The 21,717-nt window shown below is 65.0% G+C and carries 29 protein-coding genes and 1 tRNA gene; 15 read left to right on the top strand and 15 right to left on the bottom strand.

The window, feature by feature from the left end:
• Positions 1-16: 16 nt before the first annotated feature.
• From ACQR10_RS04460 to ACQR10_RS04440, 5 genes are all read right to left on the bottom strand, one after another.
• Complete coding sequence (locus ACQR10_RS04460; protein ID WP_434911822.1) at positions 17-403, bottom strand: hypothetical protein; 387 nt, start codon at positions 401-403, stop codon at positions 17-19.
• Positions 400-819 carry a LuxR C-terminal-related transcriptional regulator gene (locus tag ACQR10_RS04455; RefSeq protein WP_434911821.1) on the bottom strand — a complete coding sequence of 140 codons (420 nt, stop codon included), beginning with the start codon at positions 817-819 and terminating at the stop codon, positions 400-402. The genes ACQR10_RS04460 and ACQR10_RS04455 overlap by 4 nt, the downstream gene beginning before the upstream one ends.
• Positions 816-1,289: a hypothetical protein gene (locus ACQR10_RS04450; protein ID WP_434911820.1), complete on the bottom strand. Its 474-nt coding sequence runs from the start codon at positions 1,287-1,289 to the stop codon at positions 816-818. The genes ACQR10_RS04455 and ACQR10_RS04450 overlap by 4 nt, the downstream gene beginning before the upstream one ends.
• A 205-nt stretch (positions 1,290-1,494) precedes the next feature.
• Positions 1,495-2,193 carry a hypothetical protein gene (locus ACQR10_RS04445; protein WP_434911819.1) on the bottom strand — a complete coding sequence of 233 codons (699 nt, stop codon included), beginning with the start codon at positions 2,191-2,193 and terminating at the stop codon, positions 1,495-1,497.
• Entirely contained in the window at positions 2,190-6,257 is a 4,068-nt protein-coding gene (locus tag ACQR10_RS04440) for a DNA methyltransferase (protein ID WP_434911818.1), read from the bottom strand. Before ACQR10_RS04440 ends, ACQR10_RS04445 begins: the two co-directional genes overlap by 4 nt.
• A gap of 47 nt (positions 6,258-6,304) precedes the next feature.
• Between ACQR10_RS04440 and ACQR10_RS04435 the strand changes: the two genes are divergently transcribed.
• Complete coding sequence (locus ACQR10_RS04435; RefSeq protein ID WP_434911817.1) at positions 6,305-6,988, top strand: hypothetical protein; 684 nt, start codon at positions 6,305-6,307, stop codon at positions 6,986-6,988.
• Positions 6,989-6,990: 2 nt separating this feature from the next.
• Here ACQR10_RS04435 and ACQR10_RS04430 read toward each other — a convergent pair whose 3' ends face one another.
• The 7 genes from ACQR10_RS04430 to ACQR10_RS04400 form a co-directional block, all read right to left on the bottom strand.
• Positions 6,991-8,934, bottom strand: coding sequence for a DNA cytosine methyltransferase (locus ACQR10_RS04430; RefSeq protein ID WP_434911816.1), 1,944 nt, complete (start codon positions 8,932-8,934; stop codon positions 6,991-6,993).
• Between the two features lie 67 nt (positions 8,935-9,001).
• Positions 9,002-9,514: a DUF7220 family protein gene (locus tag ACQR10_RS04425; protein WP_434911815.1), complete on the bottom strand. Its 513-nt coding sequence runs from the start codon at positions 9,512-9,514 to the stop codon at positions 9,002-9,004.
• Positions 9,511-10,932 (bottom strand): MT-A70 family methyltransferase, encoded by a 1,422-nt coding sequence (locus ACQR10_RS04420; RefSeq protein ID WP_434911814.1) that lies wholly within the window; start codon positions 10,930-10,932, stop codon positions 9,511-9,513. The genes ACQR10_RS04425 and ACQR10_RS04420 overlap by 4 nt, the downstream gene beginning before the upstream one ends.
• 10 nt (positions 10,933-10,942) lie before the next feature.
• The gene (locus ACQR10_RS04415) at positions 10,943-11,419 is read right to left on the bottom strand and encodes an HNH endonuclease (protein WP_434911813.1); all 477 of its coding nucleotides are present in this window, start codon (positions 11,417-11,419) and stop codon (positions 10,943-10,945) included.
• Positions 11,420-11,434: 15 nt separating this feature from the next.
• Positions 11,435-11,662, bottom strand: coding sequence for a hypothetical protein (locus ACQR10_RS04410; protein ID WP_434911812.1), 228 nt, complete (start codon positions 11,660-11,662; stop codon positions 11,435-11,437).
• A 26-nt stretch (positions 11,663-11,688) separates the two neighbouring features.
• On the bottom strand, positions 11,689-12,078 hold the full coding sequence (locus tag ACQR10_RS04405; protein ID WP_434911811.1) for a hypothetical protein: 390 nt from the start codon (positions 12,076-12,078) through the stop codon (positions 11,689-11,691).
• A complete protein-coding gene (locus tag ACQR10_RS04400) occupies positions 12,075-12,287 on the bottom strand; it encodes a helix-turn-helix domain-containing protein (RefSeq protein ID WP_434911810.1) in 213 nt (70 codons plus the stop codon). Before ACQR10_RS04400 ends, ACQR10_RS04405 begins: the two co-directional genes overlap by 4 nt.
• Between ACQR10_RS04400 and ACQR10_RS04395 the strand changes: the two genes are divergently transcribed.
• The 11 genes from ACQR10_RS04395 to ACQR10_RS04345 all read left to right on the top strand — a co-directional run bounded on the left by ACQR10_RS04395 (position 12,286) and on the right by ACQR10_RS04345 (position 17,549).
• A complete protein-coding gene (locus tag ACQR10_RS04395) occupies positions 12,286-13,005 on the top strand; it encodes a S24 family peptidase (RefSeq protein ID WP_434911809.1) in 720 nt (239 codons plus the stop codon). The genes ACQR10_RS04400 and ACQR10_RS04395 overlap by 2 nt on opposite strands.
• A gap of 8 nt (positions 13,006-13,013) precedes the next feature.
• Entirely contained in the window at positions 13,014-13,721 is a 708-nt protein-coding gene (locus ACQR10_RS04390) for a type VI secretion system-associated protein TagO (protein ID WP_434911808.1), read from the top strand.
• A gap of 74 nt (positions 13,722-13,795) precedes the next feature.
• The gene (locus ACQR10_RS04385; RefSeq protein ID WP_434911807.1) at positions 13,796-13,918 is read left to right on the top strand and encodes a hypothetical protein; all 123 of its coding nucleotides are present in this window, start codon (positions 13,796-13,798) and stop codon (positions 13,916-13,918) included.
• Between the two features lie 43 nt (positions 13,919-13,961).
• Complete coding sequence (locus tag ACQR10_RS04380) at positions 13,962-14,207, top strand: hypothetical protein (RefSeq protein WP_434911806.1); 246 nt, start codon at positions 13,962-13,964, stop codon at positions 14,205-14,207.
• A complete protein-coding gene (locus ACQR10_RS04375; RefSeq protein WP_434911805.1) occupies positions 14,204-14,425 on the top strand; it encodes a hypothetical protein in 222 nt (73 codons plus the stop codon). Before ACQR10_RS04380 ends, ACQR10_RS04375 begins: the two co-directional genes overlap by 4 nt.
• 70 nt (positions 14,426-14,495) lie before the next feature.
• Positions 14,496-14,882, top strand: coding sequence for a hypothetical protein (locus ACQR10_RS04370; RefSeq protein WP_434911804.1), 387 nt, complete (start codon positions 14,496-14,498; stop codon positions 14,880-14,882).
• A 43-nt stretch (positions 14,883-14,925) separates the two neighbouring features.
• Positions 14,926-15,360 (top strand): hypothetical protein, encoded by a 435-nt coding sequence (locus tag ACQR10_RS04365; protein ID WP_434911803.1) that lies wholly within the window; start codon positions 14,926-14,928, stop codon positions 15,358-15,360.
• A complete protein-coding gene (locus ACQR10_RS04360; RefSeq protein ID WP_434911802.1) occupies positions 15,357-15,566 on the top strand; it encodes a hypothetical protein in 210 nt (69 codons plus the stop codon). The genes ACQR10_RS04365 and ACQR10_RS04360 overlap by 4 nt, the downstream gene beginning before the upstream one ends.
• A gap of 117 nt (positions 15,567-15,683) precedes the next feature.
• The gene (locus ACQR10_RS04355) at positions 15,684-16,013 is read left to right on the top strand and encodes a hypothetical protein (RefSeq protein WP_434911801.1); all 330 of its coding nucleotides are present in this window, start codon (positions 15,684-15,686) and stop codon (positions 16,011-16,013) included.
• A 70-nt stretch (positions 16,014-16,083) separates the two neighbouring features.
• Entirely contained in the window at positions 16,084-16,326 is a 243-nt protein-coding gene (locus tag ACQR10_RS04350; protein WP_434911800.1) for a hypothetical protein, read from the top strand.
• Complete coding sequence (locus ACQR10_RS04345) at positions 16,326-17,549, top strand: hypothetical protein (RefSeq protein WP_434911799.1); 1,224 nt, start codon at positions 16,326-16,328, stop codon at positions 17,547-17,549. The genes ACQR10_RS04350 and ACQR10_RS04345 overlap by 1 nt, the downstream gene beginning before the upstream one ends.
• 115 nt (positions 17,550-17,664) lie before the next feature.
• Here the strand turns inward: ACQR10_RS04345 and ACQR10_RS04340 are convergent, their stop codons facing one another.
• Complete coding sequence (locus tag ACQR10_RS04340; protein ID WP_434911798.1) at positions 17,665-18,687, bottom strand: P63C domain-containing protein; 1,023 nt, start codon at positions 18,685-18,687, stop codon at positions 17,665-17,667.
• Positions 18,688-18,915: 228 nt separating this feature from the next.
• On the opposite strand from ACQR10_RS04340, the gene ACQR10_RS04335 reads away from it, so the two are divergent.
• From ACQR10_RS04335 to ACQR10_RS04325, 3 genes are all read left to right on the top strand, one after another.
• Positions 18,916-19,203, top strand: a complete 288-nt coding sequence (locus tag ACQR10_RS04335; protein WP_434911797.1) for a hypothetical protein — start codon at positions 18,916-18,918, stop codon at positions 19,201-19,203.
• A 138-nt stretch (positions 19,204-19,341) separates the two neighbouring features.
• The gene (locus tag ACQR10_RS04330; RefSeq protein ID WP_434911796.1) at positions 19,342-20,151 is read left to right on the top strand and encodes a DUF3800 domain-containing protein; all 810 of its coding nucleotides are present in this window, start codon (positions 19,342-19,344) and stop codon (positions 20,149-20,151) included.
• Between the two features lie 448 nt (positions 20,152-20,599).
• Positions 20,600-20,673, top strand: a tRNA-Cys gene (locus ACQR10_RS04325).
• Positions 20,674-20,721: 48 nt separating this feature from the next.
• Here the strand turns inward: ACQR10_RS04325 and ACQR10_RS04320 are convergent.
• On the bottom strand, positions 20,722-20,895 hold the full coding sequence (locus ACQR10_RS04320) for a hypothetical protein (protein WP_315799923.1): 174 nt from the start codon (positions 20,893-20,895) through the stop codon (positions 20,722-20,724).
• 50 nt (positions 20,896-20,945) lie between these two features.
• A complete protein-coding gene (locus ACQR10_RS04315; protein WP_315799922.1) occupies positions 20,946-21,683 on the bottom strand; it encodes a tRNA-uridine aminocarboxypropyltransferase in 738 nt (245 codons plus the stop codon).
• Positions 21,684-21,717 lie beyond the last annotated feature (34 nt).

The raw sequence follows: 21,717 nt of genomic DNA, 5'->3' as shown, positions 1-21,717 counted from the left end.
GTGATCGTGCTCTCGCTCATCGCTGCTCGCTCACGATCGGCGTGATGGTGAGGCCCGCCTGTTGCAGCGAGCTCAGGATCTGGGCGACGACAAGATCGTCCGGGCCGATATTGCGGCCCGGCATCCACTGCGTCGCCGTCAGAACGGCGGCGATGATGATACGGGCCTGGCGCGGGCCACTGTGGCGAGGCGCAACGGACCAGCCTGCCTCTTCCAGAGTCGCCAGGACCTGATCGACCACGGGATCATCAGCCTCGATGATCCGGCCGGGTTGCCACTGCGTGGTGGTCAGGACCATCGCGATGATCTCGGCCGGCTCCACGGTCGGCGCCGCCGTCGGCTTGCGCAGGATGGTGGCGAGATCGTCGATCAGGTAGCGCCGCGCGCGGGGCCTACGGCTCATGGCACGACCTCCGGATTGCCGAGCACGTGCATCACCAGCGCCGCGGTGCCGCTGATGCCGAGCTTGCGGAAGATGTCCCAGCGATGGGTTTCGACCGTCCGCCCGCTTAAGCCGAGCCGCTCGCCGATTTCCTTGCAGGTGCCGCCGCGCACGATTTCCAGACAGACATCGCGCTCACGCGGCGACAACTGCGGACAGCGCTCGCGGATGCTGAGGGGCCTTGTTGGCAGCGGGGCGCGTCGATTCCACGCTTCCACGGCTTCATGCTCGCGCATGTCGGGACAGTCGAACTGACCGAGCGGGCAATCCTGTCGACAGGAAATCGTGAAGCCGCCCAGCGGGCGCTGCTCACTCATGTCCCAGATTCTCGGCAGCGTTCCGCAGAGCGGACACGGAAGCGGCTCGGGCGCACTCATGCCAGTGCTCCATGCTTGAACACCTCGGCGGCGAACAGGCAGATGCGATCGGCGGCGACGTCGCGCGCGCCGTCCCATGCGCCGGCGAAATCAGGCCCAGCGTGGCGCGTGCCGGTGTGGAAGCTGACCTGGCCGGTCGGCAGCTCGACGTAGAGGATGTGGTGATGCGGATCGAGCCGGGCCTGCAGCTCGCCATCGACGCCCCAGCCCCACACCAGGCCATGATCCACGTCGCCGGCGAGCGCGGCAGCGAGGTTGCCGATGCTCCAGTCCTTGCGGCGATAGGCCTCGGTGCGATAGCCCGGGCCCTTGCGATAGGTCTTGGCGCGCTCCGAGCATTTGCAGGCGCGCAGGAGGTTGAGCGCGATGACGCCCATCGGCCCGAGCCGCTCCAGGTCGCGGTACAGCATCCGCGTCGCGTCGCCGTCCGAGCCGTCATAGATGCGGCGGATGATCGCGAGGTCGGTCATGCGCAGACCTCACGCGCGAAATTCAGAACAGCCTTCGATCCGTGAAGCGCCCGCGCGATCCGATCATATGCGAGCGCCGCACCCACGGCCGTCGCACACCGTTCGGAGTAGACCTCGCGGTCACCGACCTTCACGCGTGCGAAATAAGGCTTTGCCCGCCAACTATCCCGGCTCTTACGGACACCTCGGAAGCCCGTCGCGTTCCTCATGCGGCACCCTTGAAGAAGTCGGTCTGCTCAGGCTCGATGCGATCAGACCACGCCCGATTGCATTGGACGGCATCGAGCCGCCGCGCCATCCTTTCCGGGTCCACCCCGTAGTCCTTGAAGTTTCGGGCAACGTTGACGGAGTCGACCGACGCGAACGGCCATCGCTCACCGCACACCGCCATGCCGCGCAGCATGTGAATCCAAGGCAGGTGGCGCCGCGTGCGCGCGAGCGCGTTGAATGCCTCATCGGCGCGCCGGCGCCACAAATCGGAGCCGACCTGCCAAAACTGCGCGGTCGAGCCGAAGCAGATCCGTGGCCAATTGTCAGCCAACTCGATCAGCCATTCGATCGAAAGACCCATGTGCCAGACCGGGGCACTCAGCTGGCTTGGGAATGGCCAGGACGCCAAGCCGGCACGCTGCTGCTCCACATCGCCATCAATGACATCCGGCGGGATTGCCCAGTGCGGCTGCATCAATCGCGTGTCGAGAAAGGCAAGATAGCCTCGCACGTCGAGCGGCTTGCCCTTGGTGAAGGCCGAGAATGCCCCGTTGTCGAACATCACGGACTGACCAATCGCCAGACAGACATCGGCATCACGCGCGTCCGAGAACGGCACACAAAAGCATTTTCCGGCCATCTTCATGAGATCGGAGCGCGGCGTCAGCGGCGTGCCGTGATAGTGGAGCGTCATGCCACCACCTCATCACCATCCGGCAGCACGATCGACCGGCCGCCCATCAGCGCGAACAAATCAGGCGTCGCCATCTGCTCCTCGGCCATGCGCAGATAGTGCACGCCGTCCATGAAGTAGGTCGCCGACAGCTCGGTCGCGGCGCCCCGGCGCTTCAAGAGCAGCGCGCGATAGGGCACGGTCATCAACCCGCCGAACGGGTCGAACACCAGCTCGCCCTCGTTCGAGAACCGCCGGATCAACCGGTCGACGATGTCGAAGGCCAGCGGGCACAGATGCATCTCCGCGCCCTTCCGCTGCTGCAGCAAGTTGAGGGTGCGCATGCGGTTGACGTCGTGCCAGATCTCGCCGCAATGACTACCCGGCGCGATCGACATGAAGGTCGCCGGCAAGGTGCCCTGGCGCTCCAGCACCTCGCCGATCCGGACATGCGCCTCGTAGTCATAGATCCGCTCGGCCGAGACTTTTGCGAACAGCCGTGCGTGGTCGCCAGCATCGAGCCCGGCGAACTCCTCCGGCGTGAGGAAGCGGTTGCCGCTCGAGCGCCAGAACGCGTGGGCGTCGAGCTGCCAGCGCGCGCGGGAATAGCAGCCGTCATCGGTGCCGTTGACCTTGGTGACCGGCACGTCGGCATAGGAGCGCGAGCGGTCGGTCTGGCGCTTGCGGAACAGCAGCACGTATTCGGGCATGCCGACGCCCATCTTGGTGGAGTCCTTGGCGTTCTCGCTCCAGCCGAGCCGGTAGGTCTGGTTGTTCTCGCGGACCACGTCGGTGTTGACCGTGATCATGCCGCAGTACTGAAAACCGTGGGCGCGGTAGTGCATGATCGCCTCGGCGTGGAAGGGCGAGATGGTCGGCACACCCTCGCCGGTGACGGCGCCGAACAGCACGCGGTCCTTGACGTGGATGCAGGCGAGCCGCCCGGGCTTGAGCATGCGCAAAAGCTCCGAGGACAGGAAATCCATCTGCGCCCAGAAATGCCCGCTGTCGTCGGAGTGGCCGAAATCGTTGTAGCTCGCCGAATATTCGTACTGGTTGCCGAACGGGATCGAGGTCACGACAAGGTCGACGCTGTCGGCGGGCCAGGCCTGACACTCGGCGACAGCGTCATTGTTGATCGCGACCCAGCCCTTCCCGGCGATCTCCACGCGCTGCACGCCGATCGAGCGCAACAGCGCGTCGCGCAGCGGCAGCGTGTTCAGCCCGTGCCGGGCGATGATCTCGCTCATCCTGTTACGCATCTGGCCGTCGAGCGCCCACTTCTCCTCGAGCGCCGCGCGTCCCGCGCGCTCGTCCTCGGCATAGATGACGTCGACGATCACCTGATGCTGCTGGCCGAAGCGCAAGAGGCGATGCAGGGCCTGGATGAAATCGTTGAACTTGAAGCCGAAGCCGGGCAGCGCCACGAAGATCATGCGGTGGCAGTGATACTGGAAGTTCGAGCCGGATCCGGACAGCGTTGGCTTGGTGCCGAAATACTTGGTCCGCCCCTCCTCGAAATCGGCGAGCCTGATCTCGCGCTCCTCAATGGACATGCCGGAGCCGGTGATGGTGACGACCTCCGGCAGCGCCTGCTCGATCGCTTCGCGCTCGGCCTCGAGGTCGTGCCAGATCAGAAAATGCGCATCGGGATCCTCGCCAATGATCTCCATCATCTTCGCGATCCGCGCGGCTAAGCTGTCGCGCCGCGCCTTGGCCGCCTCCTGCAGGCTGGTGGCGACGTTGCGCAGCAGCACACCTTGGCCGTCGCGCTCCGGCAGCGCCTTGGCGTGATCGGCCGGCACTTCGTGCCAGCGCAGGTCCAGCGGCGGCAGCTCGTAGCCATCGTCGGAATGACCGAGTTCTGACGGCTTCTGCAGGAAGGCGGCCCAGGAGTGCACCCACATCCAGAACTCGTCTTCCTTGTGCGGATAGAGCGTGAGGTCGCCCGCCTTCTCGCTGTTGCGCTGGAACCAGCGTGTCAACGCCAGCCCCGTATCCATCACGTCGAGGAAGCCGGCATAGTGGATCAGCTCCTTGTAGCGGTTCGGCGACGGCGTCGCGGTCGCCACCAGCTTGAACGGCACCTTAGCGAACAGCGGCAGGAATTCCTGGAACGTCTTGGAGCCGTAGCTGCGCAGCACGCTGGCCTCGTCGAGGCTGACGGCTTCGAACGCGTTCGGGTCGAGCTTGCCCTCGCGAATGCTCTCGTAGTTGGTCAGGAAGTGGCGCACCCCTTCGCAATAGAGGTCATCGAGCTCCGCCGTGATCCGGATGAAGCGCACGTCCATGCCGAGATTGAGCGCCTCCTTGATGAAGCCGTGGCGCACGCCGAGCGGCACCACGCTCAAGGTCGGCTGCCCCGTGTGGCGGGCGAGTTGCCGGCACCATTCCAGCTGCATCGCGGTCTTGTGCAGCCCGAAACTGGCAAAGATCGCCGCGCAGCCGAGCCGCAACGCCCAAACGGTGAGGTCCTTGCAATGCGGCTTCAGATACGGATGCAAGCCATCGCGCGGCACCTCGATGCCCCTGAGAGGCGCGACGACGATCTTGTCCTCGAGGAACTGATCGTAGGACGGCCAGTCGATGGTGAGGTCGTCGGACTCGATAAGAAACTCCGGCGGTGCGTGCCCGCAGGCCCCCTCGACAGATGCCGGTTCACCTGGCGCAAGCCATGCCGGAGACACCGCAGCGCTTGCGCCCGCCACTGGCGTCTCCCCCGCCTCGAGCTTCCCCGCTTGCTCCGCCACCATCGACGGGATCAATACCCCTCCGGTGACGGCCTGGTCGGGATCGCAGCCTTCGGCAGGCTCAGGGATTTCGTCGCCTGCGCAAATTTGCGCAGGCCTGGCCAGGAGCTTGTTCCTGGTCTCGTCAAGGTCGAACAGGTGTTTCAGCGCGTCGACGCGCGCTACGCCCTGCTTGGTCGGGTTGTAGCCGCGCGATCGATCATTGGGATCGATCGCGAAGACAAGACCTCGCGCGACCATATCGGCCGCGACAACATCATCGACCGGGGTCTGCCAGGCGACGGCCCAAAGCCCCTCCCAATAGAGCCGCTCGGCTTCCGACGGCGCACGGGCACTCCGCGTGAGTTCGCTGTCTCCGATCGCTCCCAAATGCGACGATGGCTCGCCGCCGGCTGAGCCGGTTTCACCGCTTGCGCGATGTGGGCCAGTGCGTTGCTCCGGTTGATTTTCCCCGCCGCCGTCAGAACTGCTTGCGGTCGTCAGCAGTTCCGGCGCGTCCGCCGCCCTGACCTTACGAGACCGCGATTTCTTGACTGCCTTCGCGACCGGCTCCCCGCGGCCATCGATGGTTGGCTCGTGCGCGAACTGCCGCCAGTGCGCCTCGATCGCGGCGTTCATGCGCAGCTGATCATTGGAGCCGAACCGGAAGACCTGCTTGCACGCACAGGTCGCGACCGACACGACGCGGCCCTCGGCGATCTCCGTCGTCCTTGAGAAGATGTGCCTGGCCGGAAACTGCTTGCGCAGGCCATGCTGCGCGACCAGATAGCGCACGACCGGGTCGCTCAATTCCGCGCCGGCGTCGCTGGCCTGATAGCCCGCAATGCTCAGCTCCTCGCGCGCCATCTGGTCGGTCAAGGCACCGCACCAAGATGCGACTGCCGGCGCCGGGCTGGTCTCCTCGGCAATATCGCCGCTGCCAGGACTATTTTCGGATGTATTGTTCGCAGGTTTTGACGTTGTCGCCGGCTTCAGCGACAGCGCCCACTCGATCACCCGCCCCGCATAGCCTTCGCTCCACTGCGTGCCCTGGCCTTCCGCGTTGCGCATGTACCTCCGCGCCCGGCGGACCAGCGCGGCGATGCCGGAGCGCAGCGCGGCGTCGCGGCTGGGATATTGCGGCCGGCTGACATGCAGCGACGGTGGCGACGCCAGCCAGGCGCCGCCGTCGAGCGCCAGCACGACGATCGTCGTCGACGGCGTGCGATAGCGCGGATTGTCATGGGCCAGGATCTCGCCCTGCTCGGGCAGGAAGAACTCCCCACCCCGGCCGAGCGGCGGCTCGCCGGCGATGGTGCGGAGGATTGGCGTGATGTGGGCGAACGGCACGGTCATGCAGCAGCCCTCTCGACAACGTCAGCGTGCGGGGGCATTTTCCGTCCATGATCAGGCAGCGCTTTGACTTGGCGGCGATCGCCGCGCTCATATTGACGGTCGTTCTCACAGTCTGGCTGGGGCTCTGGGGACCGTTCGAAATCTCCAAGCTGCAGCAATGGCAGACCGTCATGGCCGCTATCATTGCACCGACCCTCGCGCTGATTCCGGCTACAATCGCCTACAAGGGCGCAATGGCGAAGGTTGACCACGACCGCCAAGAAGCTGAGCGGCGTCGCAACAACGAAAGACTTGGGCTTTATCTCAGACTCCGCGCGTCGCTCCGTCGAACGCACGCAGACGCGTTTAGTCGCGTCGAACTGATCGAAGATAAGCAACTCTCGCAGATCCTTTGGGGTCTCAGGATTAGTCCAAACATGATCACGGTATACAATCCCCCCGAAGTCCAGGAGGCTTGGCAGGCTCTTCACCTCATACCACCGTCCGTGATCGTGAATATTGAGGCTCTCAAGCAGTTGCTGCCGCAGATTGAGCAGGAGCTGTCCAAATTTGCCGACCGAACATGGGATATCAAACCCAAGTTGATCGTGAACGATCTGCCCGTCGGCAGGATTCTCGACGACTACTTGCGTCTTCACGCGACCCGATGCTCTGCGATCGTGGTCGACTGCGAAGCCATCATCGGCGAGTTGGAAAGGGAAATCCCATTCTTGCAGAACCGCTTCAAATAGCGTCACTCGGCCGCCTCCATCATGTCCGAAACCCGCTGCGCCATCTCCGGCCGATAGTTCGCACCCACCAGCGCCGCCGCGATCGGCGGGCAGACGCTATTGCCGCACTTGGCGACCTGCTCGGTTTTGGAGATCAGCGAGCCGTCCGGCTTGCGGTCGATGACGTAGCTCTCGGGAAAGCCCTGCGCCCTGAACAGCTCGCGTGGCGTCAGCATTCGCAGGCCGAGGTCGACGATCACGAGCACAACGCCATCGATCTCGACGGTCACGAACTCGCGGTCATCCCACAGCCCGTGCGACCGCAGCAGGTCGGCAACGGCGCGCGCCCGCTGATGATGCTCCGGTCCGAACGGCGGCGCCTGCAGCAGCACCTCGGTCAGGCCGAAGCGCGCCTTACTGGTCGCCGTGTGCAGCGGCTCGGCAAGATCGGGATCCTGGTCGGCGCCGTAGTACTTCGTGAGGAAGGCGCGCGTCTCCGCGATGTGACCGCCCTGCGCGGTCGACGTCGGCGCCGGCAGCTCCACGTCGGCATCGCGCCGGTCGCGCCCCTTGAGGATCGTCAGCCCGGCCGAGACGGCCGCCTGGGTCGATCCCTTGGCGACGATCGTCGACACCGGCTTGCGCGCATCATGGCCCGGCTCGAGGTAGTTGTTCTGCGCCAGGAACGCCGCCACGACGCCGATATGCGCGCCGCCCGCCGTGACCGTATGCGCCGGCCGATCCGCGCCCTGCTGCGGCTTGTCCGCATTGCGCATGGTCGTCAGATGCGCCGCGAACAGCGAGCCGCCGTTGCCGGTGGCGACCACGACCGGCGCCGGGATGTCGACCGGACGCGTCCGCGGCTCCTGGCCCTGCCGCTCGCCATAGCGCGGCACCAGGTATGGTGCGACCAAGCCGAGCGGCGCGGCTGCGCCCGGACGCGTCTCGGAGTGCGCTGCGGTGATCGTATGCAGCGGATCACCGACAGCGTGGCCGGTGGCGCCCGTGTTGAACTTGGTGACATAGGGCGCGACCAGCGCCTGCTCGCCGCGATGCGCCGAGGTGATCGTGCACAGCGGCTGCGTCGCAGCCTGCCCGCGCTCAGCGTCTCGCGTGTGAGTGATCGGAACGATGAAGGGATGCGCCGCATCCAGCACGTAGCGCCGCACGCCCTTGGCGATGCGCGCCAGGGTCGCCGGCTGCAGCGGACGGATGGCGCGAATGCCGAGGCCTGCCCGGATCTCCGCCGAGGTCGCGAAGATCGACGGACACGCGATCGACCAGTCGATGATCTCGGCTGCCGTGCGCCACGGCTTCAACCTCCCTTCGCGCACCGCCTCCGATGCAGGATCGCCGTGCGTCGCCTCCGGCCACACGACGTCACGGCCGTCGCGGCGGGCGATCAGGAACAGCCGCTTGCGAATGGTCGGCGCGCCGTAGTCGCAGGCGCGCAGCTCACGCCATTCGACGGCGTAGCCGAGCCGTTCGAACTGCGCGATCCAGCGCGCAAACGTCTCGCCCTTGCGCCTGGGGCACGGCTGGTCGTCGTCGCCGAGCGGCCCCCAATCCTGGAATTCCTCGACATTCTCCATGATGATGACGCGCGGCGAGACGACGTTGGCCCAGTGCACCACGACCCAGGCGAGCCCGCGGATGTTCTTGTCGCGTGGCTTGCCGCCCTTGGCCTTGGAGAAGTGCTTGCAGTCCGGCGAGGCCCACAGCAGCCCCACCGGCCGCCCCGATGTCGCCTGCTTCGGGTCGACCTTCCAGATGTCGCTGGTGAGGTGCACCGTCTGCGGATGGTTGACCGCGTGCATCGCCAGCGCGACCGCGTCATGATTGATCGCGACCGCCGGCGACCTGCCGAGCGCCTGCTCCATGCCGGTCGAGGCCCCGCCGCCTCCGGCGAAGTCGTCGACTTCGATTTCTTCTTCGAGATCGCCGATGAAGTCGCTGCGCATCTTCATCGGACCACCAGTTGCCGGCCGATGCCGCGTTGCGTGCGGACGTCCAGGCCAAGCTTGGAGTCGGCGCTCACAGCCCCCTCCCCCGCTTGCGATCACGATCGAACTTCTCGCCCTCGGCGACGATCAGCGCGAACGCGCGCACCAGGTCGCGGCGCCGGCCGGCCGGCTTCCACCACTCGCCGGGCCATGGCCAGTCGTGCGGCGGCGTCGAGGACGAGGTGCCGGCATAGAGCGCATACATCGCGCCGGCGTGGCCGAGCTCGCCCGGCGGATAGCGGTCGTCATGCTCGACCGAAAAACCTTCCTGCTCGATCTGGCGGAAGCGCTCGGCGATGCCGGCCTGGACGAACGGCGACAGCGGCCGGCGAATGTGCAGCGCCTCGAAGACGCGCCGGAGCAGGTATTGCCGCGCCAGCGAGGCCACGGTCATGACGGCGGCGAAGGCGAGATTGACCGTGAACGTCACGGCATGGCCGAGCAGCAGCGGCAGCACGAGCCATTGCAGCAGCAGCGACAGCGCGAAGCCGGTCGCGGTTGACGCGATGGTTTCGATCGCGGACATCAGGCGGGACTGTTTCACCTGCTGCCCTCCTCGCTGCCGTCGCAGTCCGGAACTGGCGCATCTCGCGACAAAGCTTCCGCCTTCGCGCTCTGCGCTTCGGCGGACGCGTCGCTTTGCGCTGCCGGCTCCTCCGCCGATGCACCCGGCATCGGCGGAGCCTCGTTCCCCCATGCGATCCAGCCCGGCCGCGCGCGGCGGGCGTTCAACTCGATCTTCGGCAAGGTCGGGAAATACGCCTCGATGATCTCGTATTGCGCATCGGGCTTCTCCGAATGCTCGCCGCGCGGCGCGTCGATGACGCTGCGGAATTGCTGGCCTTGCGACGGGCACATGATCTTGCCGCGCACGCCGATCAGCAGCAGCTCATGCGCGTCACGCACCCAGAAGCCGGTGCCGAGGCCGGGCTTCACCCAGACGAACTGCGACACGTAGGTGAAGCCCTGCAGCTCCATCACCCGATGCGCGATCTTGTCGAAGCACGCCGGCGCCCACATGAAATGCACGCAATCATCGGCCGAGACCGACATCCGCTCGCGCTGCCGCTCGACGATCGCCTCGGCAGTGTCGCACTCGGCGGCGGTCAGGTAGTGGTTGGCGGCGTGCCGATCCATGCCGGTCTCGGCGCTGCGCACCTTGTAGTGCCACTCGAAATCCGACAGCACGACGCCGGCCTTGACGACCGGCAGGGTCGCGATGCGCTCGCCGAGCTCGCGTTCCTTGGCGGCGCGCTTCTCGCGCTTGGCGGCCTGGTCCTCGGCGCGCACCTCCTTGGCGATCGCGCGCACCTGTTTCTTGGCCTCCGGCGTCAGCTTGCCCTCGGCGTCGCGCGGCAGCTCGGCGAGCAACGCGGCCTGCTCGTCCTTCGGCCGCGCCGCGATCTCAGCCGCGGCCGAGACCGCGACCGTACCGGCCTCGACCGCGGCGATGATCTCCGGCACCGCCTCGTCCCGCACCTTCTCGGCGCTCTGCACCAGGCGGCGGCTGACGTTGAGCGTCGCGGCCGCCTCGCTCTGCGAGATGTCCACGCGGGCCGCCGGCGGCGCGACCGGCGCCAGCAGGTCGGGGCCAGCTTGCGCAGATTTGCGCAGGCTGTGCTGGTTGTCGCCGAGCCTGAGCGTGGCGAGCTTGGCCGCGACCATTGCGCGCTGGCTCTCGTTGAGATGCCGCCGCTTCAGGTTCTTCGAGATCACCCAGTTCAGCGCGGTGCGATCGTCGCTCTCGAACACTTCGGTGCGCACGCCGAGCCGCTTGAGCGCGCAGGCCGCATAGCGGTTGCGGCCGTCGAGGATCATGCCCTTGTGCAGCTTGACCGTCTCGGCCTGGCCGTTCGCGGCGATGTCGTCGGCGAGCTCGGCGAGCTCGGCATCCGACAGCATCGGAAATAGATTGGCGAACGGATGCGGCCTGAGCGGCGCGTGGCCCGGAGCGAGAAACATCAGCGCCCCCTCAGAACGGAATTTCCGCTAGTCCCGGCGCGGCGTACTCCGGCAGTGACGCGAGGAGCTGGCGCAGGATCTGGTCGAGAGGCGGAATGAAGGCGCGCACCTGGCGGTTGGCGGCGTTCTGCGCCGGCGTGGCCCAGCGCAGATTGGCGCGGCGATTGTCGAGCGCATTGCCGTTGATGTGGTCGACGTGATGGCACGCCATGAACCTGACCGAGCGCGGCTCGGCCCGGATCATGATCTCGCGATGCATCCGCACCGTCGCGCGGTCCGGCCCGATATTGCGCTTGGCGTAGCGCTTCCAGCGGCCGCGCGCGCCGCCATGCCAGACGTTCCAGGTCCACTGCGACAGAAAGGCGTGATCCTGCGCATCGACCAGCGTCCAGACGTCCTCGCGCGCCGACAGCAGGATGATGCGCCAGGGCGTTGCGGAGAGGCCGAGCGCCGCAGCGGCTTCGATCGTGCGAATAGCGGCGGTCATCAGCGGACGCTGCCATCACAGCACCCCGTCCATCCGCTCGAACCGGGCACGGGCTGCGAGGTGCTGCTGCTCCGCCGGCGTGGGGATCTCGCCGAGATCGGCGGCAAGCACCGGCTCCTCGCCGGGATGCATCTCATGCGCGGTGTCCCACAGCACCAGCGCGATCCCGACCAGCGTCGGAACGATCAGATAGGCCAGCATCAACAGATGAAACGTCGTGTCATCGAGCCGATCGGTCAGCATCGTCCCCCCTCCCCTCGTCCAGCCCGTCAAGGGCTGCCGAGCGCGGCCAGGCGCCGCTCGATCTCTTCGCGTTCGCGCAGCAGCCTGGCGCGCGCGAGCTCGGCGCGGCGGGCCTGTGCCCACGGCGTCTGCACGTTCTCGATCAGCGCGGCATGCAGGCGGTCGCCAATGTCGGAGCACAGCAGCCGCGCCAGCGCCTCGCCCTGCGGCGCGGTCTTGGCCGCCAGCCAGCGCTCGGCCGTTGAGATGTCGACGGCGGCGCGGAAGGCGGTTTCGGCCGCAACCTTGCTGGTGAAAATATCCCTGAGCTCACAGGCGATTGGCTCGAACCAGGCGATGGCGCCGGACGAACCGCCCGCATCCGTGCGGGCGGGTCTGTTTGACGCTGCGCGATCGGCGGATAGCTTGCCAGTCATGACGCAGACACCTCATCGGCGGCCGGCTCCGGCACAGGCCGCGGCCCGACACCGACCCAGTCGTTCGGTGTCACCAGCTCGCCGGTCACCTCGAAGATCAGCCGCATCACCTTCTGGTCGGGCTCACGCTCACCCGCCCGATAGCGGCGCACCGATTCCGCCGACTTGCCGATCTTCTCGGCAAAGGCCGGATTGGTGGTCCCGGTCATGATCATCCAGTCGTCGAATCGCATGACCCGTAGTCATCACCATTTTGGTGATGATTCGCAAGGGGTCATCACCACAATGGTGCTGGGCAACCTCACCAGATTGGTGCCACCTGTGAACATGAAGGGGAAATATCCAAACGGGCTCGCCGCAGCGATGGAGGAGCACCCGGACATCACACAGGCCGACCTGGCCCGTGCCATCGATACCAGCCCTCAGCAGATCAGCCGGCTGGTCAAAGGCGAACGCGAGATGACGGCGCTCTGGGCCGAGAAACTTGCGCCCTTGCTTGAGGTCGCACCGGAAGTGCTCGTCTTCCCCGAATTGCGCACTTTTCGCGCGCCGCTATTGTCGTGGGTCAGCGCCGGTCGCCTCGCGATGCAGGAAACAGTGCGCAAGGCCGACATCCGCAAGTACATCATGCTCGCCGGACTACCGAAGGGCAATTGGGTGGTGCTGGAAGCGCAAGGAGATTCCATGGACCGGATCGCCCCGGACGGCGCCTACATATGCGTGAACCGGCACGACCAGCGCCTGTTGAACGACAAATTCTATGTCTTTACCCGTCCGGATGGCGAATCCACCTTCAAGCGTTACAGGTCAGGCAATCCGCCGCGCCTGCAGCCATACTCGACCAATCCCGACCACGAAACGATCCAGATGAGCGGCGACCTATTGGTCCTCGGCCGCGTCGGAAGGATCATCAACGACCTAAGTTGAGGGCGCCCATGGCCAGGACAGCACGTCCCGCAGCCTGGCTATCGGCCATTGTCCTTGCCACCATCCCGTCGGGAGCTCTCGCCCAGGCAGAGATCTTGATGATCGGACTTTGCAAGAAAATCGCCGACGATACCGCCCGACTGAAATGTTACGACGCCATTCCCGGCCCCTCCTCCGAGCCGACCACGCCGAAAGCGGAAGCTCCGCCTGTCAAGCAGGAATGGAAAACGCTCGAAAGCAAATCACCCATCGATGACAGTCCTCAGTTCGCAGCTGCGCTTCTGAGCGAGGACGGCCGGAGCCGGCTTGTGATACGATGCGCCGAGCACAAGACGGAGGCCTATATCGAGCCGAACGGCCTATTCGCGTGGAAACGGGGATCGGTGCTGATACGGGTCAACGATCTCCCCGCCGTGAGCGCGACATGGCCCGCGTCATCTGACAACAAAGCGCTTTTTGCTCCGAACGGGACCAGCTTCATCAAGATGCTGCCCGAGGACGGCACGCTCTTCATCCGCGCTACGGGCCACTCCAACCGCGCCGACGACGCCACCTTCAAGCTCGGCCAAGTCTCGTTGGTTCGGGACCGGCTCGGCGCTGCGTGCAGCTGGTCAGAGGCTCGACCGGCGCCGATCGCGCCGCCGAGCAAACCCAAGGCGAAGCAAGCGCCTGCGGCGGCCCCGCCAAAAGACCCAATGTCGCTCGCGCCAAAGTAATTATCACCATTTTGGTGTTGACTCGTCACCAAAATGGTGACACTCTTCTCCCATCACCAGACGGGAGAACGGTCATGACCCAAGACCAGATCGACGCCCAGATGCAGCGCCTGATGACCGCGCTGGACGGCGGCCAGATCACCCAGGCGGAGTTCGAGGCTCACCTGGACGCGCTGCGGAAGGAGATCCCGGCCTGAGGGCCGGGACCGGTCTTCCCCCACCGCATCCGGGACACCTGCCATGGACCACCGCACCCAGTCAGCCCTCGATCTGATCACCAAGCTGCTCGGCGGCGACGCGCCCGACCATCGCGCCCATGTCGATGCCCGCCTTGACGACCGCATCCGCCGCGCCCGTCAGGCGCCGCCGCTGGACTGGCCGGGGCTGGTCATCAGCTTCCCGTCGCGCGCCACGCCAGCGCAGATCAAGCTGCACGCCGCCGACACCCACGCGCTGGCGCCGCAATTGTCGGAGCCGGGCCTGTGAGCGGCGACTTCGACGGCGCCCGCGAGCCGATGCGCGCGATCCGCGACCTCATCGTCTGTTGTGAGGCGAACTCCGGTTTCGAGGGCGTCGAGCCGGGCAGCAAGCTGGCCCGCGCCCAGGCTGCCTTCACCGCGCTGCACGGCGACACCAGACCCGCCGAGGACATCGCGGACGCCGCGATGATCGAACCGTCATCCGCCGCAGCGACGCGGCGCTGAGTTCCTCCCTGACTGGCGGCCGGGCTTCTCCCAGGACAGTTCGGCCGCCGCCTTTTCCGAGGATCTGCTCATGACTCCGCAGCAGCACGCCGACAATCTTCTCAGGATCTGGCAGGGCCAGCGCGACGTGCCGCCGGCGCAGCGCGATCTCGATCGCCAGCTCACCGCGGTTGCCGGCGCCATGCAGGAGCCGCGCATGCGCCGCTCGATCGCCGCCATTCCGCTCATCGACGGCTCGCTCAGCTCGCCGCCCTGCACCGATGGCTTCACCGCCGCCAAGGTGGAGATCATGGCGCAGGACCTGGTGCAGTCGGGCGCGTTCGGCTGCGAGCAGCGGGCGATCCTGACGCTATCCGACCGCGGTCATGGATACCGCGACATCACCCGCCTGGTCGGCCGCGCCAGGATCCGCGCCCGCCAGCTGCACGCCGCCCAGCCGAAGGGGATCAGCCGATGATCTCGCGCCTGTTTCTCATGCTTGCTGTCGACGAGGTGAGCACATGAGCACGATTGATCTGCACGCCCTCGATCGCGCCAAGCGAGCCGCCGCGCTGCTCGAGCTCGCGCGGGCCTGTGCCATCGCCGACGGGCCAAGCGAGGCGCTCGACGATGCGATCTCGACGGCATCCGATTGGGACCCGATCGTCATCCGGGCGCCCTTCACCTATTCGCTCGACCTGGCGCGCCGACTGATCCCGGCCGGCCATTGGTGGGCGGTTGCGCAGACCGCCGCGCCCGACAGCCCGTTGAGGCATTTTGGCGCCACCGGCAACGGCATCTTCCTCGCCCAGGTCGGCGACTGGCGGGCGCCGCAGCCGCACACGGCGCGCAACGACGATCCGGTGCTGGCGCTGTGCGCCGCGGCGCTGAGGGCCCGCGCAGCGCTGGTCGTCATGGTGACGGCGCCCGATGCCGCCGGACGAAGCGCGCCATGACCTACCGCATCCACCCCAACTACATCCGCCTGCTCGAACTCAGCCCCTTCGAGCGTGGCCCGCGTGGCGGCTGGCGTTTTGGCGCCAAGCGCATCTCCGATGCGGTCGTCGACCGCCTCGTCGCCAGCCGTCGCGCCGAGATCCGGAACGGCCGGGTGATCCCGGCCAGCCCGCCCACGACCGATGGAGGCGCCATGGCCCCATGACGAGCGGGAGAGCGAGGCGCTGATCCCTCGCGATGGACTGTAACGCAACGACTTCCAGCCCCGGACCGCCGCCCGGGGCTGCCCCATCCCAACCATCGAAGACCGGAGAGCCAGCTCATGCGCGTGAATATCTACGCCGAGGAGATGCCGGACGAGCCGCGTATCGAGATCATCACCAAGGAGATCGAGGGCCACGCCTTCACCGGCCTGCGCATCTATCTCGAGCTGCCGGCGACAGTCGACGGCCAGCAGTATCAGGGCCCCTTCATCCACCGCCCCGGCGACGACGACAGCGCCGCGATCACCTTCTGGGGCAAGCGCGACCTGCGCGTGACCCTGCGGCGCGCGCTGGAGCTGCTCGATGCGCATTACACGCCGCGCCATCCGAGCTACCTCACGCGACCCACCGCCGAGGCGCAGGCCGGCACCACGGAGCCGCGAGGATGATGTCCCCCATCACCCATTCCGCCTGAGAGCCTGCGCAAATCTGCGCAGGCGCGATCGCGTGAGACCGAGCATGACCCGCCCCATCGCCTATCCCTCCGGATCCTGGCCGCCGCGCATGCCGGCGGACCTTGCCGCCGCCTATTGCGGGGAGGCGTCCGTTGATGTCTTCTTGCGCCAGGTCAAGGCCGGGTCCTATCCCCAGCCTGTCGTGAAGCAAGGGCGCCGGCAGATATGGGCGAAGGCGGACCTCGACCGGGCGATCCAGCCCACCCCAGACCACGACATCGCGGCGGACGTCGCGCTGGATCTGTGATGATGGCCCGCCCCCTGCCGCGCTTCGTGACGCAGAAGCCCGTGGGCGATGGCCTCCGGTTCTATTGGACGTTGCCGAGCTACTACCGCAAGCTCGGCTGCACCCTGCATCGCGAGCACGACACCGCGCTGGGCGCCGACTACGATGTGATGATCGGCAGGGCCAAGGTCCTCAACGGCCTGTTCGACGAATGGGACCAGGCGCGCCGCGGGGCCCCGGTCATCGCCGGACCGAAAGCCGCGACCGGCACCGTCGATTGGCTGTTCGAGACCTACAAGGCGTCGAATGACTGGCGTGAGCGCGTGTCTCCGCGCACCGCGCCGGACCATGAGCGCACCATCCATCTGCTGTGCGACATCCGCGGCAAGAGCGGCACCCGCATCGGCGACCGCCTGATCACGACGATCACGCCCGATGGCGCCGACAAGCTCTATGCCCGGATCCGCGACACGCCGGTCCGCGCCGGCAAGTCCGCACGCCCGCGCACGGCCGAAAAGGCGGTCGCGATCGCACGCCACGCCTGGAAGGTCGTGCACCGGCTGCACCCCGGCCTATTCCGCGACGGCGTCTGGAATCCCTGGGAAGGCGTCGCGATGACCCGTCGCCGCAAGGCGACGAAGCCGGCGGCGACCCGCGAGGAGGTCTACACCTTCGCCTGGGGCGCGCTGGCCGCCGGCCATCCCGATGCGGCGGCCGCTGCGGTGATCTGCTTCGAGTGGCTGCAGCGGCCGGAGAACGTTCTGGCGGGCTACGTGACCTGGAACGACTACCGAGGCCCACGGGCGCCGATGCAGATCCGCATCGAGCACCACAAGACCGGCGAGATGGTCCTGCATCCGCTCGAGGAGACCACTGCCGACGGCCGTACGCTGTTCTACGAAGAAGCCGAGGCCGTGCTGGCCAAGGCGCCGCGCCTGGGCCTGGGGATCGTCATGCGCGACCGCCCGGCGCCGAGCGGCCCGCGCAAATGGGACAACATGAGCATGGCACGCCTGGTGCGGTCGCTGCGCGAGCGGCTCGGCCTGCCCGCGACTTTCACCCTCGACGCCTGTCGCCACGGCGGCATGACCGAGCTCGAGGAGGCCGAGCTTACCGACGGCCAGGGCCGCGCGCTGTCGGCGCACAAGTCGAAAGCCTATGACGGGTATGCGAAGCGGACGGAGAAACGGGCGCTAGCGGCGACGCGGAAGCGCTATGCGCACCGGATCGGGTCCATAGGTTGATGACCATACTCCAGTCGAGGTGGTGATTTTCGCCGGCCAGTACCCCGGCTAATAGCTCGGAAGCGCCCTTAAGCACAGGACCACTGCGAGATATTGGTCAAAACCGCACTTCGCCTCAGGTGGCTAGCTGTTTCGAGTCGGGCTGCGGCGGAATAATAAACTCGAACTCCTCTTGGCCACCGAATCTTTCGACGATCTTCCGCTCGTAGGACTCCTTGTTGGGCGACGATTCCGCCATTTCAAGCACGCGACCCAGTTGAATGCGCAATGCGCGCGCTCCGATCTTGTTTAGGAACTGAAAAAGCTTGGCTTTTTGATCTCCACCCTTTGCTTTGAGCGCGCGTAGCAGTTCAAGAACTTTTCCATTGCTCTCCGCGAGGGGATGATAGATGTGATTCACGGTCAGGTACTTAAAGTGCCAAGGTTTTCCGCGCTGCAATACGGGGATGTTATATAGCCGATACCATGCGGCATAAAGCTCGTTCGGAAACTCTGGCTCGTACCTCTTAGCTTCCTCCTGCACATAGAGCTTGAAGGCCGCAATAACTTCTTCGGCTGTGGGATTGTAGCCAGCTAGGGAATAGACAAGATGCTTTATGCCTGACTTCGCAGACGCTCCAACGATGATATGGGCCTGCTGTGCAATGCGATCGTATCGACCGGGTATAAACTTCTTCTCTGATTCTGCTTTGATTATTGCTTTGCAGATGTCTATCAGCAGCGTGACATCGTATCCGTGCACGATTGTCGACGGAGGCGCCCCGATGCCGCCGGAGGGGCTTTGAAACTTCAAAGGATTTTGGGTCTTTTCTCGTTCCTCGGTGCCGAGCGTTTCTGACATCGCCTTGTTGCCGAGGAACCGGGGAAAAGCACCGCCGCGTGACGGTAGCCCCAATGCTCGCGCCATGCCGGTCTGGCTAATAACTGCGGTCTTGTTGGCATCATCAAGAACGTAGCATTCGACATCGATCCCGAACTCCTCTTTGAAGCTGCCCTTGTGAGTCGCTTGCGGCAACTTTCCCCACCGCGTGAGCGCCGCCTTCTGAGCGATTTCGGTACGCCGCTCCGGCGACAGCACCTCAGCCCGTTTGGCGCCACCAACCTTGCCCGCCTCTCGTTTGACTTTGCTGCCGTCCATTCTAAGCTCCATGCTTGGCAAACACCAAGATGCTTGACAGAGTGAATGTTGTCAAGCATGCTGACATTCTGCCAAGCATATGAGCGCTTGTAGCTGCGCCACCGGTGAAGGCGTGGCATGCTGCACGGAAGCCCCGAGAGCATAAGTCGCGACTTCGGCTTCGATGTAGTTTGCACTTGTCGGAGCAGGTGGTATATGAACCCAGGCCACAATTCAGGGATGCATAATATGTCCGGTCCGCTAGAGGATTACATTGCGCATTTCAACGAGGCAGAAGCGGCTTTCCGAAAGCTGAAATCTGCGCTTCACGATCTAAATATGAAGGTTTCTCAGGCAAGTCAGGCCCCGCTTTCGCTCGTGCATGCTGGTGCAGCTCATTGGCCAAGCAAGGACGAGCTTGTTGGGCTGGCGCTAGATGTTCAGACAAAATCTGTGCCCCTCCAAGCAGAATTCAGCAGACTTCCGGAGGAGTATCGGAAATATGCTCCGCAGCCGCAAAGCGTCGGTCGTGGTTGAGTTGTCTCTTACAACAATCCTTCGCATATTTCTTTGTTTGCATCGGCTTTCGCCGTGCCCATAGCCGTCCGCTTCTATGTCGCGGCCGGGCTGCTGGTACTATCGATCTAAGTTTGCCTCGTCATGACGGAACCTACCTTGTATCGCATCTACATCGATGACAGTGGCAACGTTGATGCCAGCACTACAAACGCGCCTGAGATAAGGTATGGATCGATCACTGCGGTTGCATTCGAGGCGAAATATCTGGATTTGACTTTCAACAACAGCTTCGTCGAACTCTCAAAAAGGCACTTCGGATCGAGAGAAGATGGCACTCCCCATAATCTACACAGGCGCGTATTAGCGAAGCCTCCAGATCATGGTCCCTTCTCGGTTTTAAAAGATGCAAAGAAGCGAAAAGCTTGGGATGCAGACTCCTTAAGTATGTTTGATCGAGCTAGCTATTCGGTAATCACTGCCACCGTAGATAAAGTTGCTTGGTACTACCTGTATCCCACTTGGGAGGGAGATTTCTACGAAGTGCTGGTGCAAGCCGCCCTGGAGCGAGCTTTTTACTTCCTTCACAATCGGAACGGCGTTGCTGAAGTGAACATTGAAACGAAGGGGCATCGAGATCAGCGCATCAAGGAAAAGTATCGGCTCGGATGGCTCGACGGGTACCCCTACATAGGAGCCCAAAAAATTCAGTCCGCCTTCAAATCGCGTGAACTGAATGTTCTGAAGAAGGGGGATGTAAAACCGGGCTGCCAGATGGCTGACCTTCTCGCCGCACCAGCGATGCGACACACCATCTATCAGAATACCGGGCGCGAGCGTCCGAGCGGCGAATATACCGTGAAGCTTTGCGACATCCTTGAGACCAAGAAGTTCTATCGAGAAGACCGCGGCGGCAAGATATATGGGCCGCACAACTACGGTCGCATCTGGCGACCTAAGCTGAAATAAAACAACCCCCAGAGCCGGGGGTTGCCCAAGCATAGCTTGTCCCTCCAACCGACACGCAAGCATGTCTCTGGATTACCCGAAATATAGCGATTCGCGGTTAGGAGTAAAAGATCTGGGCCAACTCTTGATTTGGCACGACGAGGGTTCTTTAGCCATTACTAGGCCACCGGTAGGACACTCGCTTGCTCGTCGCCAGTCGCGGTAACAAGCTTGAGAAGGATTGCCCGGGGGGCAATCCTTCTAGCCTGGGAAGTTCATGTGACGATGCAGGTTGCATCCCGCTTCGCCGCTCTCCGTTCCCGATGACGGGGAGGTGCGCATGTGCGAGAACGGATCATAAACCTGAGTTTCAGAACTCAACCGGAAGCATAGTTTCAGAACTCCGTTGAAGAACGGATCGAGGCTGTTGCGTAAGCCATTGATCTCCGATATCGATCTGCCTCGTTGGGGCCACGTGGCGGAGTGGTTACGCAGCGGTCTGCAAAACCGTTTACACCAGTTCAATTCTGGTCGTGGCCTCCACTCAATCAAGATCAAGCGGGTTGGACCACCCATTGGCCGCGGCCGGCGCTAGATGGGCAGATCGTCGATGCCGCCGGGATAGCTGACCTGCGCGCGCGGCCAGGTCAGAATTGCCCCTCGTTCACCGGCCGAGACGCCGCCCCGATCCGAGCCGGACCTGCCGGCCAGCCGGGGCGCGTAATCCCGGAACTGCACCACATTGGATTTTTCTGCTTCCTGCATGGCTCTGATCCTCGTTCCATGCTGCAATGCAAGAAGCGTACCCCCGGTTCCTAAACCCGGCGTTTACGGCCGCGCCAATCCGGCTTGCGGGCCTTTGGGCGGGGCGTGAGCTCCGGTTGCTCTTTTTCCACCTCCCGATACCGCGCCAGCATGCGCTCGAAGCTGGCGTCGAGGGTCGTGGCGATCTCCGGCCGGCGTTCCAGCGCGGCCATCAGCATCCCCGCCGCCTCGATGGTCGACAGCCCGTCGCGGCGCGGCTCGCGGCGCAGCCGGCCGTAGCGCGACGGCTGCCGCGGCCCGAGGATCACGCGCTGGCACTTCAGCATCCACGGATTGCGCCACCACAGCGCCTTGGCCTGGCTCCAGGTGCCGTCGAGCAGGATCACGCCCTCGATCGACTTGAGGATGGCGCGCTGGTTGTCGGCCACCTCGCCCTTGCGGGTCAGCGCGACCACCTCGGTCTCAGGATCGAGCTCGGCCGCCTTGGCCGAGCCGAGATAGAGAATGGCCCAGCGCGCGGGATCGGCAACCGGCCGTCCCAGCGCCCTGGCGAGGCTCGGCCAGGACAGCCCGACCTTGACCACCGCGTTCTTGAAATGCTGGGCGGCGAGCCGCGCGGTGCCGAGCGCGCGGTCCTGTTCCTGCGGGTGCTGCAGGATCAGGAGCCCCAGCCGGCTTTCCAGCGGCGTGACGCTGTCGCAGATGCACAGCGGCAGCGGCTTCTGGCAGCGCGGGCAGTCGGGTGGCGCCTCGGTGGCAAGCGGCGGATGGTTGTGTGTCTCTGGCATGCCGCGCCTATACGCGCCGCTGAACGTCGCGACA

The organism is Bradyrhizobium sp. HKCCYLRH2060 (assembly GCF_051168135.1).
GTDB lineage: Bacteria > Pseudomonadota > Alphaproteobacteria > Rhizobiales > Xanthobacteraceae > Bradyrhizobium.
The sequence above is the reverse complement of the archived record's forward strand: the minus strand, read 5'-3'. Positions and strand labels throughout refer to the sequence as shown.